14 protein-coding genes are annotated in these 15,701 nt (G+C 65.5%); 8 read left to right on the top strand and 6 right to left on the bottom strand.

Annotated elements, in window-relative coordinates; translation table 11 throughout:
* Positions 1 to 2 precede the first annotated feature (2 nt).
* From FIU85_RS09305 to FIU85_RS09280, 6 genes are read left to right on the top strand one after another with little or no spacing between them, the layout of a single operon-like run.
* Positions 3 to 560, top strand: coding sequence for a hypothetical protein (locus tag FIU85_RS09305; protein ID WP_152496692.1), 558 nt, complete (start codon positions 3 to 5; stop codon positions 558 to 560).
* Positions 557 to 1,183 carry a LysE family translocator gene (locus FIU85_RS09300; RefSeq protein WP_152496691.1) on the top strand — a complete coding sequence of 209 codons (627 nt, stop codon included), beginning with the start codon at positions 557 to 559 and terminating at the stop codon, positions 1,181 to 1,183. Before FIU85_RS09305 ends, FIU85_RS09300 begins: the two co-directional genes overlap by 4 nt.
* Positions 1,180 to 2,250, top strand: coding sequence for an alcohol dehydrogenase family protein (locus FIU85_RS09295; RefSeq protein WP_152496690.1), 1,071 nt, complete (start codon positions 1,180 to 1,182; stop codon positions 2,248 to 2,250). Before FIU85_RS09300 ends, FIU85_RS09295 begins: the two co-directional genes overlap by 4 nt.
* A 22-nt stretch (positions 2,251 to 2,272) precedes the next feature.
* Entirely contained in the window at positions 2,273 to 3,172 is a 900-nt protein-coding gene (locus tag FIU85_RS09290; protein WP_152496689.1) for a homocysteine S-methyltransferase family protein, read from the top strand.
* A gap of 13 nt (positions 3,173 to 3,185) precedes the next feature.
* Positions 3,186 to 3,860 (top strand): hypothetical protein, encoded by a 675-nt coding sequence (locus tag FIU85_RS09285; protein ID WP_152496688.1) that lies wholly within the window; start codon positions 3,186 to 3,188, stop codon positions 3,858 to 3,860.
* Complete coding sequence (locus FIU85_RS09280; RefSeq protein ID WP_152496687.1) at positions 3,853 to 6,303, top strand: FAD-dependent oxidoreductase; 2,451 nt, start codon at positions 3,853 to 3,855, stop codon at positions 6,301 to 6,303. Before FIU85_RS09285 ends, FIU85_RS09280 begins: the two co-directional genes overlap by 8 nt.
* Before the next feature lie 182 nt (positions 6,304 to 6,485).
* Here the strand turns inward: FIU85_RS09280 and FIU85_RS09275 are convergent, their stop codons facing one another.
* From FIU85_RS09275 to FIU85_RS09250, 6 genes are all read right to left on the bottom strand, one after another.
* Entirely contained in the window at positions 6,486 to 7,982 is a 1,497-nt protein-coding gene (locus FIU85_RS09275) for a phosphomannomutase/phosphoglucomutase (RefSeq protein WP_152496686.1), read from the bottom strand.
* Between the two features lie 10 nt (positions 7,983 to 7,992).
* A complete protein-coding gene (gene kdsA / locus FIU85_RS09270) occupies positions 7,993 to 8,835 on the bottom strand; it encodes a 3-deoxy-8-phosphooctulonate synthase (RefSeq protein WP_152496685.1) in 843 nt (280 codons plus the stop codon).
* A gap of 3 nt (positions 8,836 to 8,838) precedes the next feature.
* Positions 8,839 to 10,479: a capsule biosynthesis protein gene (locus FIU85_RS09265; RefSeq protein ID WP_152496684.1), complete on the bottom strand. Its 1,641-nt coding sequence runs from the start codon at positions 10,477 to 10,479 to the stop codon at positions 8,839 to 8,841.
* Positions 10,457 to 11,116, bottom strand: coding sequence for an ABC transporter ATP-binding protein (locus FIU85_RS09260; protein ID WP_152496683.1), 660 nt, complete (start codon positions 11,114 to 11,116; stop codon positions 10,457 to 10,459). The genes FIU85_RS09265 and FIU85_RS09260 overlap by 23 nt, the downstream gene beginning before the upstream one ends.
* Positions 11,117 to 11,325: 209 nt before the next feature.
* Positions 11,326 to 12,354: a permease gene (locus FIU85_RS09255; RefSeq protein WP_152496682.1), complete on the bottom strand. Its 1,029-nt coding sequence runs from the start codon at positions 12,352 to 12,354 to the stop codon at positions 11,326 to 11,328.
* Positions 12,347 to 12,703 (bottom strand): helix-turn-helix transcriptional regulator, encoded by a 357-nt coding sequence (locus FIU85_RS09250; RefSeq protein ID WP_152496681.1) that lies wholly within the window; start codon positions 12,701 to 12,703, stop codon positions 12,347 to 12,349. The genes FIU85_RS09255 and FIU85_RS09250 overlap by 8 nt, the downstream gene beginning before the upstream one ends.
* Positions 12,704 to 12,859: 156 nt before the next feature.
* On the opposite strand from FIU85_RS09250, the gene FIU85_RS09245 reads away from it, so the two are divergent.
* A complete protein-coding gene (locus FIU85_RS09245) occupies positions 12,860 to 13,882 on the top strand; it encodes an aspartate-semialdehyde dehydrogenase (RefSeq protein WP_152496680.1) in 1,023 nt (340 codons plus the stop codon).
* Between the two features lie 159 nt (positions 13,883 to 14,041).
* Positions 14,042 to 15,679, top strand: a complete 1,638-nt coding sequence (locus tag FIU85_RS09240) for a DUF4139 domain-containing protein (protein ID WP_152496679.1) — start codon at positions 14,042 to 14,044, stop codon at positions 15,677 to 15,679.
* The last annotated feature ends 22 nt before the right edge of the window (positions 15,680 to 15,701 follow it).

The raw sequence follows: 15,701 nt of genomic DNA, 5'->3' as shown, positions 1-15,701 counted from the left end.
CGATGACGTTTCAAGTGACATTCAAGGACAAGCCGCCCATCGCGATGGAGGTGCACAGGGCGGAATTGCGGCTTGCCTTGAAGCGGCAGAAAGGTCTTTTGCTGGATGTGCACCTTCTTGGCACGCGGCCGGGCATGACGACCGATGACCGGGGCGCGCCGGGATGGGACGCGCCGGTTGGGCTGAGCCTTGTGGTGAACGACCACGTCGTGCCGGACGACCGCACGGGGTTGCGCGGGCGTGCCGTTGTCTATGACGGCGTGCCTGAGTTTGATCAGGGGTTCTTCTATTATTGGGATCACGAGAGCCTTGTTCGTCTGGGCTTCGTTCTGCGATGTGATGCGACGGGCGATTATTCGGTCGAGGCCGAAGGTCAGAGTGAGAGCGGGCACGTGTTTCGCGTGGACTTGCCCCTGCACCTGCTGTCGGTGACAGCGGAGGCCGGGATGGAGCCGGGCGCGGATTTGGCACGCGCGTTGTTCCCGGATGGCGTGAAGGTGAGCGTGGCAGAGATGCGGGCGGGTGGCGTGATCGCGCAACTGGAAGGGACGGATTCATGAGCATCGAGACCTACCTGATCTATCTTGGCGTGCTGGCGGCGTTCTTCCTGACGCCGCCGGATACAAGCCAGTTGCTGATCATTTCCAACAGCCTGCGGCACGGGTTGCGGCGGTCGCTGGCGACGGTGGCGGGCGACCTGAGCGCTAACGCGGTGCAGATGACGCTGGCGGCGTTCGGCCTGACGGCGGTGATCGCGGCCAATGCCGATGCGCTGTGGGCCGTGAAATGGGCGGGGGTTGCGTACCTGGTCTGGATCGGGTTGCGATTGATGCTGGCGCGGGGCGGGACCGAGAAACCGGGGGCTGCGGCCAAGGGGCGACTGTTCCGGCAGGGGTTCGTGACCTCGTCGGCCAATCCCTATGCGGTGGTGTTCTTCGGGGCGCTGTTTCCGCAGTTCATCGACGCGGGCGCGCCGATCCTGCCGCAATTGCTGGTGCTGGGCGTGACCTACCTGGTGGTGGACGGTCTGGTGCTTCTGTTGTGGGGCTGGGCCGCGACGCGGACCCTGGGGCGTGTGAAATCGCTGACGGGGCTGTGGATCAACCGGGTCAGCGGGGCGCTGATGGTGGGTGCGGCGGCGCTCTTGGGGCTGAAGGACCTGGACAAGGGGGCGGTGCGATGAGCCTGCCGCAGACCATGTCGGGCGTGTACCTGACCGGCCATGGCGGGCCGGACAAGCTGGAATGGCGCGAGGATATTCCCGTGCCGCGCCCCGGGCCGGGCGAGGTGCTGGTGCGGGTACTGGCGGCCGGGGTGAACAACACCGACATCAACACGCGCGAGGGCTGGTATTCTGCCGACGTGAAGGGCGCGACGGGCGAGTTGCAGGACGGGGTCGAGGATGGCGGCTGGTCCGGGGCGCTGAACTTTCCGCTGATCCAAGGCGGGGACTTGTGCGGTGAAGTCGTGGCGCTGGGCGAAGGCGTGAGCGCGGTAGCGATGGGGATGCGGGTGATCTGCCCGATCAACCAGCCGCGTCCGACCGACGACAACCCGGTGGGGTTCGAGGCGCTGGGGTCGGAATATGACGGCGCCTTCGCGCAGTATTGCGTGGTGCCGCAGGAGGATCTGTTCGACGTGAGCGACGCGCCGTTGAGCGACGTGGAGCTGGCGGCGATTCCCTGTGCCTTCGGGACGGCCGCGGGGCTGCTGGACCGGGCCGGGGTTGCGGCTGGGCAGAAGGCGCTGATCACCGGGGCATCCGGTGGCGTAGGGTTGGCGGCTGTGCAACTGGCCACGGCGCTTGGGGCGAGGGTGACCGGCGTGTCCTCGGCACCCAAGGCCGATTGCGTGCGCGATGCGGGGGCGGTGGCGGTGATCGGGCGGGACGATGTGCCGCCCGCCGATACGTTTCACGCGGTGATTGACCTCGTGGCGGGGCCGGGCTGGGGCGCGCTGATCGACGCGCTGCGGCCTGGCGGGCATTACGCGGTGGCGGGGGCCATTGCCGGGCCGGTGGTGGAGGCGGATCTGCGGCGCATCTACCTGCGGGACATCACGATCCACGGCTGCACCTTCCAGTCGCGCGCGGTTTTTGCCCGGCTGGTCGAGATGGTGCGGCAGGGCGCGGTGAAGCCGCTGATCGCGAAGACATTTCCCATGCGGGAGATTGACAGGGCGCAGGAAGAGTTCATGTCGAAGCGACATGCCGGGAAGCTGGTGCTGATCCCGGATGGCATCGACATCTGAACAAGGGCGCGGGAGGAAAGACTTGGCACAGGTTACGCTGTTGGACGGCTCGATCGGGCAGGAGCTGGTGAAACGGTCGGGCGACCGGGCGACGCCGCTGTGGTCGACGCAGGTGATGATCGACCATCCCAAGCTGGTGAGCGAGGTGCATCTGGATTACTTCAACGTCGGCGCGACGGTGGCCACGACGAATACCTACGCGGTGCTGCGCGACCGGCTGGTGCGGATCGGGTTGGAGGACAAGGTCGGGCAATTGACCGATACGGCGGTGCGCGCCGCGCGCCGGGCCCGGGCAGCAAGTGGCGGCAAGGGCCGGGTGGCCGGCGCGATCGGCCCTTTGGTGCAGTCCTACAAGCCCGAGACCTGCCCGCCCGCCGCCGAGGCCGCGAAGATATATGCCGAGCCGGTGGCCTTGATGAAGGATCACGTAGACTTGTTCCTGCTGGAGACGATGTCGTCGGTGGACCAGGCCGAGGGCGCGTTGCGGGCGGCGTCGGGGCAGGGCCTGCCGGTGTGGCTGGCGGTGAGCGTGGATGACCGGGACGGCACGCGACTGCGCTCGGGCGAGCCGGTGGCGGAGCTGGCCGAGACGGTAGCAAGGCACGCGCCGGCCGCAGTGCTGGTGAACTGTTCGCGTCCCGAGGCGACGGGCGCCGCGCTGGACGTCATCAAGGATTTCGGCCTGCCTTTTGGCGGCTATGCCAACGGGTTTACGGAGATCAGCGACGGGTTCCTGGGCGATGCGCCGACGGTGGATGCGCTGGAGCAACGCAAGGACCTTGGCCCGCTGGAATACGCGGAATACGTCATGGGCTGGGTCGCGCAGGGGGCCACCATTGTCGGCGGCTGTTGCGAGATCGGGCCGGCGCATATCGCCGAGATTGCCCGCTGCCTTCAGGCGGCGGGACACGAGATCGTATGAAGGAGGTGACGAGATGAGTGATGGCACGCTTCCCCCCGGCATGGTCCCGGCAAGCGGGCGCTTCCGCTTTGAAAGCAAGGAATTCGGGCGGCTGGATTTCGAGGTGAGCCACGCGAAGTTCGTCCTGTGGAAGAGTTTCGAGAACGGTCAGGAAACCGAGGGCGTGCAACTGGATATCATGATCGCCGCGCAGAGCCGGGAGATCCCAGATGAGAGCGGTGACGCGGACATGGCGTATTTGCTGGCGCCGGCACTGACCACCGAATGGCTGCAGATCGATGAACGACAGTTCGCCAGCCGGGACCGAGCGGCGCTGGACGGTGTTACGGTCGATTTCGACTCTGACAGGTCGCCCGATGTGCTGGAGGCGCCGGCGGCGATCCAGGAGGGGTCTTATGGCTCGACCGACGTGCTGAAGCTGGCGCTGAACCATGTGCCGCCGGATCGCTACAGGCTTCAGGTGCAGGCGACGGACGAGTTCGGGCGCTCCTGCGAGATCGATGCGGACCTGCCGCTGTTCGAGATCGGCGCGAGCAATTTCTCGATGTCGCGACCGCAGGCCGTCGAGGATTGGGTCGAGCGGCATTTCGAGCGTGATGGCTTGCACGTCGAATGGCGCACGGTGGGGCCGATGACCAACCAGTGGCAGAACCTTTATGCCGCGTTCAAGGAGACTGGCGATGAGTGACCTTCCGAAGCACGCCCGCGTGGTGATTGTCGGCGGCGGTGTGGTGGGCTGTTCGGTGGCGTACCACCTGGCCAAGCTGGGCTGGCAGGATGTGGTGCTGCTGGAGCGCAAGCAGCTGACCAGCGGGACGACGTGGCACGCAGCAGGGCTGATCGGGCAGTTGCGGGCCAGTGCCAACATGACGAAGCTGGCACGCTATTCGGCGGAGCTGTATCGCGGGTTGGAGGACGAGACGGGCGTGGCCACGGGCCTGCGGCAGGGCGGGTCGATTTCGGTCGCGCTGACGCCCGAGCGGCGCGAGGAGCTGAACCGGCAGGCGGCCATGGCGCGGGCCTTTGGCGTGCCGGTCGAGGAATTGTCGCCGGACGAGATCAAGCAGAGATACGAGCATATCAACCTTGATGGCGTGACTGGGGGTGTCTGGCTGCCCACGGATGGTCAGGCCGACCCGGCCAATATCGCGCTGGCGCTGGCCAAGGGGGCGCGGCAGAACGGGGCGCTGGTGAAGGAGCGGGTGAAGGTCACCGGCATCGCGCGTGAGGGACGCCGGGTGACGGGCGTGGACTGGGCCGCTGACAATGGCGGCGAGACCGGCCATATCGCCTGCGACACGATCGTGAACTGCGCGGGCATGTGGGGCCACGCCGTGGGGCGCATGGCGGGCGTGAACGTGCCGCTGCATGCGTGCGAGCATTTCTATATCGTCACCGAGGGCATCGACGGGCTGGGGCAATTGCCGGTCCTGCGGGTGCCGGACGAGTGCGCCTATTACAAGGAAGACGCGGGCAAGATCCTGCTGGGCGCGTTCGAGCCCTCCGCGAAGCCGTGGGGGATGAACGGCATTCCCGAGAGCTTCGAGTTCGACCAGTTGCCCGAGGATTTCGACCATTTCGAACCCGTCCTCGAAGCGGCGGTCAACCGGATGCCTATGCTGGCCGATGCCGGGATTCACACGTTTTTCAACGGGCCGGAGAGTTTCACGCCGGATGACGCCTATCACCTCGGGCTTTGCCCCGAGATGGACAATGTGTGGGTGGCGGCAGGTTTCAACTCGATCGGGATCCAGAGCGCCGGGGGCGCGGGGCACGCGCTGAGCCAGTGGATGGACAGCGGCGAGAAGCCGTTCGACCTGGGCGACGTGGACATTGCCCGGATGCAGCCGTTCCAGGGGAACCGGCATTACCTTTACGAGCGGTCGAAGGAAACGCTGGGGCTGCTTTACGCCGATCACTTCCCCTATTTGCAAAAGCGCACGGCGCGGGGCGTGCGGCGCTCGCCCTTCCATCATCACCTGCTGGAGCACGGTGCGGTGTTGGGCGAGATCGCCGGGTGGGAGCGGGCGAACTGGTTCGCCAAGGACGGCCAGGAGCGGGAGTATCGCTATGGCTGGGGGCGGCAGAACTGGTTCGAGAATGCGGCCGCCGAGCACAACGCGATCCGCACGGGTGTGGGCATGTACGACATGTCGAGTTTCGGCAGGATCCGGGTCGAGGGGCCGGATGCGGAAGCGTTTCTGAACCATGTGGGTGGCGGCGACTATTCGGTGCCGAATGGAAAGATCGTCTACACCCAGTTCCTGAACGACCGGGGCGGGATCGAGGCGGACGTGACGGTGACGCGGCTGAGCGAGACAGCGTATCTGGTGGTGACGCCCGCCGCGACGCGGCTGGCGGACCAGACCTGGATGGCGCGGCACCGGGGTGATCTCAACGTCGTGATCACCGATGTGACGGCAGGCGAAGGCGTGCTGGCGGTGATGGGGCCGGATGCCCGCAAATTGATGCAGGCAGTCAGCCCGAATGATTTCTCCAACGCGGCCAACCCGTTCGGCACGGCGCAGGAGATCGAGCTGGGCATGGGGCTCGCCCGGGTTCACCGGGTCAGCTACGTCGGAGAGTTGGGCTGGGAGATTTACATCGGTGCCGACATGGCGGGGCATGCGTTCGAGACGCTATACGACGCGGGGCAAGCGCATGGGCTGAAGCTTTGCGGGATGCACATGATGGATTCGTGCCGGATCGAGAAAGGGTTCCGGCATTTCGGGCATGACATCACCTGCGAGGATCACGTGCTGGAGGCGGGGCTGGGCTTTGCGGTGAAGACCTCGAAACCGGATTTCATCGGGCGCGACGCGGTGCTGCGCAAGAAGGAGGCGGGGCTGACCAAGCGGCTGCTGCAGTTCCGGCTGACCGATCCCGAGCCGATGGTCTATCATAACGAGCCGGTGCTGCGGGACGGGGAGATCTTGGGCTACCTCAGTTCGGGGGCGTATGGTCATCACCTGGGTGGGGCGATCGGCATGGGATATGTGCCGTGCAAGGGCGAGAGCGCCGAACAGGTGCTGGCCTCGAGCTACGAGGTCGACGTGGCGGGCACGCGGGTGAAGGCGGAGGCGTCTTTGCGTCCGATGTACGACCCGAAATCGGAGCGCGTGAAGGCTTGATGCCTGCGGCGAGGGTATTCCAGAACAGATCAGAGGCGGGCGGCGTTCACTGTTGGGGAAATACTCCGGGGGTTTGGGGGCGGGCCCCCAATTAAACCTGAGTTCGGGGGCTGGCCCCCAATCCAACCTGCGTTTGAGGGTTGAGCCCCGATCAACTAAGACAGCGTGAGCCGCCAGTCTGCCTAGATTTTCTGGTCGTACTCGCCGACCGACGGTTCGGTGCGGATGACGGTGTCGATCTCGGCGAAGATGGCGCGCATTTCGTCGTCCGACGTGGCGCTTTCACAGACCACGACGAGGTTGGGGGTGTTGGACGATGCGCGCACCAGGCCCCAGCTGCCGTTTTCGAGAATGACCCGCGCGCCGTTGACGGTGACGACCTCCTTGATCGGCTGGCCGGCGAAGGTGTCGCCCGCCTCATGCTTGGCGACGAGTTTCTGCACCAGCCGGTCGAGCACCTGATATTTCTCGGTGTCGGGGCAATGGGGCGACATGGTGGGGGTCGACCATGTGGTGGGCAGGGCGCGGCGCAGGTCGGACATGGACATGTCGGGGTTGCGGTCCATCAGCTTGCAGATTTCCACGGCCACGCGCATTCCGCAGTCGTAGCCGCGGCCCACGGGTTCGGCCAGGAAGTAGTGACCGGATTTTTCGAACCCGGCGAGTGCGCCCAGTTCCTTGACCCGCCGTTTCATGTGGCTGTGGCCGGTTTTCCAGTAGTCGGCTTTCACGCCGTTCTTCTGCAACTCGGGGTCGGCGGCGAAAAGCCCGGTGGATTTGACGTCGGCCACGAAGGTGGCATTGGGGTGCAGCTTGCTGAGGTCGCGGGCCATGATGACGCCCATCTTGTCGGCGAAGATCTCTTCGCCCTCGTCGTCGACCACGCCGCAGCGGTCGCCGTCGCCGTCGAAGCCGAGGGCGAAGTCGGCGCCGCTCTCCTTTACCGAGGCGGCCATGTCGTGCAGCATTTCCATGGCTTCGGGGTTGGGGTTGTAGTTGGGGAAGGTATAGTCGAGCGTGTTGTGCGAGGGGATGACCTCGACGCCGAGGCGCTCGAAGAGCTCGGGCGCGAAGGCGGAGGCGGTGCCGTTGCCGGTGGCGCAGACGACGCGCAGCTTGCGGGACATTTTGAAGTCGCCGACGAGGTCGTCGAGATAGGCCTCGCGCACGCCATTGACGAATTCGTAGCCGCCGCCGGAATGAGGCTCGCCTTCGCCATTCAGGACGATGTCGCGCAGCTCGCCCATCTCGTCGGGGCCGTGGGTGAGGGGGCGGTCGAAGCCCATCTTGACCCCGGTCCAGCCGTTGGGATTGTGCGAAGCGGTGACCATGGCCACGGCGGGCACGTCGAGGTGGAACTGAGAGAAATAGGCCATGGGCGAGAGCGCCGGGCCGATATCCTTGACGTGGATACCGGCCTGCATCAGGCCGACGATGAGCGCGTTCTTGATCGAGAGCGAATAGTCGCGGTAGTCGTTGCCGACCGCGATCACCGGATCGATGCCGCGGCGGCGCATCTGGGTGCCGAGGCCGAGGCCGAGGGCGGTGACGCCGGGCAGGTTGATCTCGTCGGGGTATTTCCAGCGGGCGTCGTATTCGCGGAACCCCGTGGGCGTGATCATCGGGTCGCGGAGGAATTCCCAGGTGTTCTGGGTCACAGTGGCGGCAGGCTTGGTCACGGAAATACCTTTAGTTTGGATCAATGCGGCAGGGGTGTTCCTTGGCGAGCTTGTCGAATTGCATGAGGCTCTGCAAGAGGGCGGGCATCTGGTCCAGCGGGATCATGTTTGGGCCATCGGAGGGTGCGGTGTCGGGCGCCTCGTGGGTCTCGATGAAGACGGCGGCGATGCCCAAGCTGACGGCAGCGCGGGCCATGGCGGGGGCGAACTCGCGCTGGCCGCCGGAACTGCCGCCCTTGCCGCCGGGCTGTTGCACGGAATGGGTGGCGTCCATCACCACCGGGTAGCCGGTGGCGGCCATCTGGGGCAGGGCGCGCATGTCGGCCACAAGCGTATTGTAGCCGAAAGAGGTGCCGCGTTCGGTCAGCAGGATGCGGGTGTTGCCGGTGCTTTCGACCTTGGAGATGACGTTGGGCATGTCCCAGGGGGCGAGGAACTGACCCTTCTTGACGTTGATCGCGGCGCCGGTCGCGCCGGCGGCGAGCAGAAGATCGGTCTGGCGGCAGAGGAAGGCGGGGATTTGCAGGATATCGACCACATCGGCCGCGGGCGCGCATTGGTCGGGCAGGTGAACATCCGTCAGGACCGGCACGCCGAGCGCGTCCTTGACCGACTGGAGCGCCTTCAGCCCGTCGTCGATGCCGAGGCCGCGCTTACCTGACAGGGACGTGCGGTTGGCCTTGTCGAAGGACGCCTTGAAGACGTATTGGGCGCCTGCGGCGGCGCAGGCCTCTTTCATCTGGCCCGCGATCATCTGGGCGTGATCGGCACTTTCCAACTGGCAGGGGCCGGCGATTACGGTGAGCGGCGCGTCGTTCCCGACGCGCAGGTCTGCGATTTCAACTGTTTTCATGTCTTACGACGAAACCTGTTCCTTGAGGACCGACGCGGTGAGCGACAAGAGCAGGTAGATACCGCCGAAGATCAGGAAGGCAAGCAAAGTGTTCTCGAACTTGCGCGGATAGGAGGGATCCTGCGACGCGACGGGTTTCACCGCGACCGTGAGGTAGCGCACCTGCTTGTTCGCCTCGATCTCGGACTGGCGCTTGGTTTCCAGCGCGGATTGCAGCACGAGGTCGGAGGTGGCGAGGTCGGCCTGCGCCATCTGGATCTCGGCGGCCTGGCTGGCGAGCGAGGTGCGTTCCTCGGTCGCCTCGGTCAGGCGGGCGTTTTGCTTGGCGAGTTCGCGCGACAGGACCTGCACCTCGGAGCGCAGCGCCTCGACCCGGGCGGTGTTGGGCCGGGCGTTGGCAAGCTGGGTGTTGAGCGCCAGCTGCTTTTCCTGGAGCTGCAATTCCACATTGCCGATCAGCTGACGGATATTGGCGATTTCGCCCTCGGGGTCGAGGATCGAGCCTTCCTGCAACTCGACGAGCCGGCGCTGGGCCGCGCGGCGTTCTTCCTTGGCCTCTTCAAGAGCGGCCTCGGCGGTTTTCACGGCGTCGAAACGTTTTTCCTGGCTGAGCGAGTCGACATTTTCCTCGGCATATTCGATCAGCTTTTCAGAGAACTCGCGGCTGGTTTCAGGGTCGGCGGTGGCGACCTCCAGCCGGATCACGCCCTCCGTCGGGTCATAGCCCAGCTTTACGTATTTCTGATAGACCTTGTAGGCCTCTTCGTTGGTGGCGTCGGGATCGAGCCGCTGGATCGGGTCGATCTCGTCGCTGCTGAACATGGCCTTGAAGCCGACATCCTCGTTCAGGCGCAGCATGGCATCCTTGGATTCAAGGTAGGACTGGACCGCGATGGAATCCTGCCCGGTGGCGAATTGCGAGGGCAGAAGGCCGCCGAGGCCCCCCTTGCCACCGCCCGAGCCGTCGGCGGTGATGATCAGGAATTCCGACTTGGTCGAGTACATCGGCGTGGCGATGTTGTAGAAATAATACCCCGCGATCAGCGTGGGCAGCATGACGAAGGCCGCTAGCCGCGAGATGAGCAGCAGCATCTTCTTGCGGCGGCGCGAGGCGATGTCGCGCTGGATCTTCTGGATTTCCTGGGCGCGCCGGTCGGCCGGACTGAGCTCGGTCGAGGGCAGGGCCACCTGCCCTACCGGCACGGTCTGGGGCAGTTGGATGCGCTCGTCGCCGGTCTGGGCCGGCTGGGTGTTTTCCCCCGCCGACACAAGCTGGACGATATTGGAGCCCTGGAACGGGTCGATGCCACGGGCCCGCAGCAGGCGGACCGCGTCGAAGTCGGATGTCGGCGCGAGGCCGTGTTTCTGGGCCATGCGCCGCGCCATGCGCAGTTGCCGCCCGGTCAGGCCCTCCTTGCGGATGTCATCGATGTTCTGAGACACCGAAACCTCTCGGGCGGATGTCACCTCGCCCTCGTGCAGGCGGGGCGCGTCGGCGCGGTCTGCGGGGGGCTGCTGCGGCGTGGTGTCCGGCGTCTGCGGGACCTCCTCGGCGGGGGTCTCCGGGCCGGGGGCGGCGGCATGGGCGCTGCCGCCGGACGTGCGGCGGATGCGGAACTTTCTAGCCTTGGGTTTCGTAGTCATAGAGCTGTTTTGCCTCTTCCAAGGTGTCGAACATATGCAGTTTGCCGTCCATCAGGACGGCGGCCTCCTGCGCGAATTTCTCGAGCGTGGCGGGCTGGTGCGATACGATCACCACTGTGGTCGTGCGCAGTCGTTCCCGAAGGATGTCGCCCGCGCGCCGGTTGAATTCGACGTCGGTGGAACTGGGCATGCCCTCGTCGATGAGGTACATGTCGAAATCCAGCGCGAGCATCAACGAAAAGGTGAAGCGCGATCTCATGCCCGTCGAGTAGGTGCCGAGCGGCTGGTCGAAATATTCGCCCAGATTGCAGACATAGCGGCAATACGCCTCGACGTAGTCGGGATCGAGCCCGTAGAGCGTGGCGATGTAGCGCGCGTTTTCGCGGGCCGAAACGCGGCTGATGACACCGCCCATGAAACCCAGCGGAAACGAAATGCGGCAACCGCGGCGGATCTCGCCCTCGTCGGGTTTTTCCAGGCCCGCCATCATCTTGATCAGCGTGGTCTTGCCCGTGCCGTTGGGCGCGAGGATGCCGAGCGAACGGCCAAGCTCCACCCGGAACGAGACGCGGTCAAGGATCACCTTGCGCTGCGTGCCCGTCCAGAAGGACTTGCTGACATTGTCGAACTCGAGCATCAGGGGCTCCGTCGCTGCTCTTGCCCTCGTTTAGCGAGGTTTTCTTAAGACCGTGTTGGTCTTGATCCCGCACATTATGTCGGAATTGTCCACGATGTGACAACAAATCGGGGCAATTTTGTGCTCGAGATGAGAAAAAACGAGGAAGCGGCGCGAAGGCCGTCCGGTACGTCGCGCCGCATTGTTGATCCGGGTGTGCTTTTGCGACCTCAGGCCACAGCCTGCCACGCAATGCCGGCGAGCACGGCGCCGGTGATGCCGAAGCCGAAATAGGCGAAGAAGATACGTGGCTTGACCAGCGCCCACACCGCGATGGCGGCGGGAATGCAACTGACGCCGCCGGCGATGACGAAGCTCATGGCGGCGCCCTGGCTCATGCCCTGGGCCAGCAGCGCGTCGACCAGCGGCACGGCGGCATAGCCGTTGAGGTAGGCCGGCGCGCCGACGAGGGCGCCGAGGAGGATCGTACCGATGCCGTCGCCGCCCAGGACCGCGGCGATGGTTTCGGCCGGGATGTATTCCAGCATCACCGCCTCGATCACGTAGGCCAGCGTCAGCCATTTCAGCAGGAAGATCCCGTTGTCGATGACGTTCTCGCGGAAGGTGGCGGTGCGGTCGGCGTCGCACCAGAAGCGCCAGACAGGCTTGCCCTCGAACGGTTTCTTGGCGCCGCAGCAGCCGCCGGTTTGGCGGTTTTCGCGCAGGGGATCGGCGAAGAGGGGCGAGCGGGCCAGCGCCATGGTGGCGAAACCGCCCATGAGGCCGAGGCCCACCGCCGCGGCGGCCTTGGCCATGGCGAAATCCCAGCCGATGGTGCCGGAGGTAATGAGGAACATCGCCGGGTCCATCAGCGGCGAGGCCAGCCAGAAGGCCATGACCGCACCGAGAGGCGCGCCGAGCGCCAGCATGGCGGCGATGAAGGGAATGACCTCGCACGAGCAGAAGGGCGAGAGACCGCCCAGCACAGCGGCGAGGAAGATCATGCGGACCTGCCGGCCCTCGAACGCCTTGGCCAGAAGGGTCTCCGCTCCGGTGGCCTTCATGTAGGCCACGGCGAGGACGGCGAAAACGATGAAGGGGGCGGTGTGCAGGAGCGCGCCGGCGGTGAAGGTGACGGTGGGCCAGGCCTGCGGCGGGTCGAGCACGGCGACGGCGGCGAGGATCAGCGCGACTGCCAGCCAGGCCTTGTCGAGGCTGGCCCATCTGCGGCGCAGGGTGGGGGCGGTGATGTCAGCCATGATCGTGGTCCTTGGTGTCCTCGTGGGCGCAGTGGTCCCTGTCGGCGCAGCATTCGCGCAAAAGGAAATCGGCCAGCGCGTGCAGTTCGTCATAGGCGACGGCGGCGCAGATGATGCTGCGGCCCTGTTTCTCCTGCCGGACCAGACCGGCCTGTGACAGGATTTTCATGTGATGGGTCAGAGTGGATCCGGTGACACCCGCACGCTCGCCCAACTCGCCGATTCGCAAGCCCTCGGGGCCGGCGCGCACGAGGGTGCGCAGCACGGCGAGGCGCTGTTCGGAGCCAAGTGCCGCAAAGGTGGAGGCCGCGAGGGCAAGGTCGAGGTCGGGAATCGGCTTCTGTTTCATATTTCTAGGATTATAGAAATGAAGGTCTGTTGCAAGCCAAATTTCTAGAAATATCGAAATGACAGACTGTGCGCCCCATGTGCAGCCCCTTTAACATCGTGCTGCACTGCGGTATGAGCGGCGCAAAGAGACCCGAACCGAAGAGGATTTCCCAAGATGGGTTACAAGATCGTCGTCGCGGGCGCCACGGGCAACGTGGGCCGCGAAATGCTGAACATCCTGGCCGAGCGCCAGTTCCCTGTCGACGAGATCGCGGTGCTTGCCAGCCGCCGGTCCATCGGCACAGAGGTCAGCTTTGGCGACAAGACCTTGAAGACCAAGGACATCGAGGGGTTCGATTTCACCGGCTGGGACATGGCGCTCTTTGCCATCGGCTCGGAAGCGACGAAGAAATACGCGCCGATCGCCGCCAAGGCGGGTTGCGTGGTGATTGATAACTCGTCGCTCTATCGCTATGACGCGGATGTGCCGCTGATCGTGCCGGAAGTGAACCCGGAGGCGATCACGGGCTATTCCAAGAAGAACATCATCGCCAACCCGAACTGTTCGACCGCGCAGATGGTCGTGGCGCTGAAGCCGCTGCATGACCGCGCCAGGATCAAGCGGGTGGTGGTCAGCACCTACCAGGCGACGTCGGGTGCCGGCAAGGAAGGCGTGGACGAGCTGTGGGATCAGACCAAGGCGATCTACAACCCCACGGACGAAGTGCCGCCGAAGAAGTTCCAGAAGCAGATCGCGTTCAATGTCATTCCCCATATCGACGTCTTCATGGAGGATGGTTCCACCAAGGAAGAGTGGAAGATGGTGGTCGAGACGAAGAAGATCGTCGATCCGTCGATCAAGGTCACGGCGACCTGCGTGCGGGTGCCGGTGTTCGTCGGGCACGCGGAGTCGGTGAATATCGAGTTCGAGGAGTTTCTGGACGAGGACGAGGCACGCGACATCCTGCGCGAGGCGCCGGGGATCATGGTCGTCGACAAGCGCGAGGACGGTGGATACGTGACGCCGGTGGAATGCGTGGGCGATTTTGCCACCTTCATCAGCCGGATCCGGCAGGACAGCACGATCGAGAACGGCATCAACCTGTGGTGCGTCAGCGACAACCTGCGCAAAGGTGCCGCGTTGAACGCGGTGCAGATCGCCGAGACGCTGGGCAACCGCGTGTTGCAAAAGGGCTAAGCCCTTACCATTGCATCGAAATTTTTGCCGCGCCGTCCTCTGCCAAGGGCGGCGCGGTTTCTTTTTGCGAAAAAATTTGTTGGTGCCGCCAAGAACGGCGCCCTTGCACGCGTCCCATCAGAGACCGATCATCCGGCCAACTACCCTGGAGTAAACATCATGCGTTCGCTTTCCCTTATCATCCTTGCCGCCCTGCCGTTTCCCGCACTTGCCGAAGATTTCGCGCTGTCGAGTGACGTGGATGCGGTCACGCTCTATCCCCAAGGCGCCACGATCACGCGGCAGGTGCCGTACAGCATCCCGGCGGGGCAGCATCAGCTGATCCTGACGGATCTGCCCCGCTCGACGCCGCTGGCCTCGGTCCGGGTGGCGGTCGAGGGCGCGGCGATGGGCAGCGTCACGGCGCGGCGCGATTTCGTGCCGCCGCGCACCGAGGAAGAGACCGCCGCGTTGCAGGCCGCCCGCGCCGAGGTCGAGCGGCTGGAGGACGAATTGCGCAACGCGCGCGCCGCGGTCGAGACGATCCGGCTGGAGGCGGAGGCCGCCCGGGCGCGGGTGGCGTTCCTGCAGAAGCTGGGCGAAGGCGAGGGCGTGACCGCTCTGGACATCGCCGCCCTGCGCGACCTGTCGTCGATGATCGGGGAAGAGACCCTGGCGGCGCTGCGCGCGGCCCAGGATGCCGAGCGTCGGGCCGAAGCCATGGCGCGCTCGCTGGAGGACCTGGAAGAAGAGCTTGAGCGGGCGAAACAGGCCGAGGCCGCGCTGGTGCCCGAGGACGAGGACCGCGCGATGCTGGCCGTGGCCGTCAGCGCCGAGGCCGCAACCGAGGGCGTGCTGACCGTGACCTACAACACCGATGCCGCCGGGTGGGAGCCGGTCTATGACCTGCGGCTGGACCGGAGCAGCGGTGCGCTGACGCTGGAGCGCGGCGCGTACGTGACGCAGTCGACGGGCGAGAACTGGCAGGCGGCGGAGCTGACCCTGTCGACCGTGCGCCCCAGCGAGCAGACCGCGCCCAGTGAGGTCTGGCCGTGGCTGCGCCGGATCTACGAGGAGCAGCCGATGCAGCCCGTGCCGCTCGCGCGCAGCGTTGCGGAGTCCGACATGGCCGCAGGCGCCGCGAAGGAAGAAGCCCTGGCCGTGTCGCCTGAGGCGATCGTCGCTGCGGCGGATTTCGACGGGCTGTCGGTGACCTACAGCTATCCCGGCACGGTCGACGTCGCCACGGGGGCGGACCGGGTGCGCCTGGCGCTGGGCACGCTGGAAACGCAGGCCGAGACCGTCGCCAAGGCGGTGCCGCTGAACGATCCCAGCGCGTTTCTGGTGGCGGAGTTCACCAATGACACGGGCGAACTGATCCTGCCCACTGCCGAGGCGAGTTTTTATCTCGACGGGCGCTTCGTGGGGCAGCGTTACCTTGAAATGATCCCGGCGGGCGAGGCGGCGGAGCTGTCCTTTGGTCCCATCGACGGGCTGCGCCTGACGCGGACGGTAGAGGAGCGGGCTGAGGGCGACCGCGGCGTGATCTCGAAATCCAACCGGATCGAGGAAACGGTGCGCATCGAGGTCGAGAACCTGACCGGAGAGAGCTGGCCGTTGCGGGTGCTGGACCGGGTACCGGTGTCCGAGCAGGAGGATCTGAAGATCAGCTGGGAGGCGACGCCGACCCCGGCCGAGGAGACGGTCGACGACAAGCGCGGCGTGCTGGCGTGGGAGTTCGAGTTGGGCGCAGGCGAACGCCGGGAGATCCGCCTGAGCCACACGATCAAGTGGCCGGACGGGATGGTGCTGCGCTGAGGTGCTTTCGTGGTCCGGGACG

The organism is Roseovarius sp. THAF8, assembly GCF_009363735.1.
Lineage (GTDB): Bacteria > Pseudomonadota > Alphaproteobacteria > Rhodobacterales > Rhodobacteraceae > Roseovarius.
This window is presented reverse-complemented; position numbering and strand designations above follow the sequence as displayed.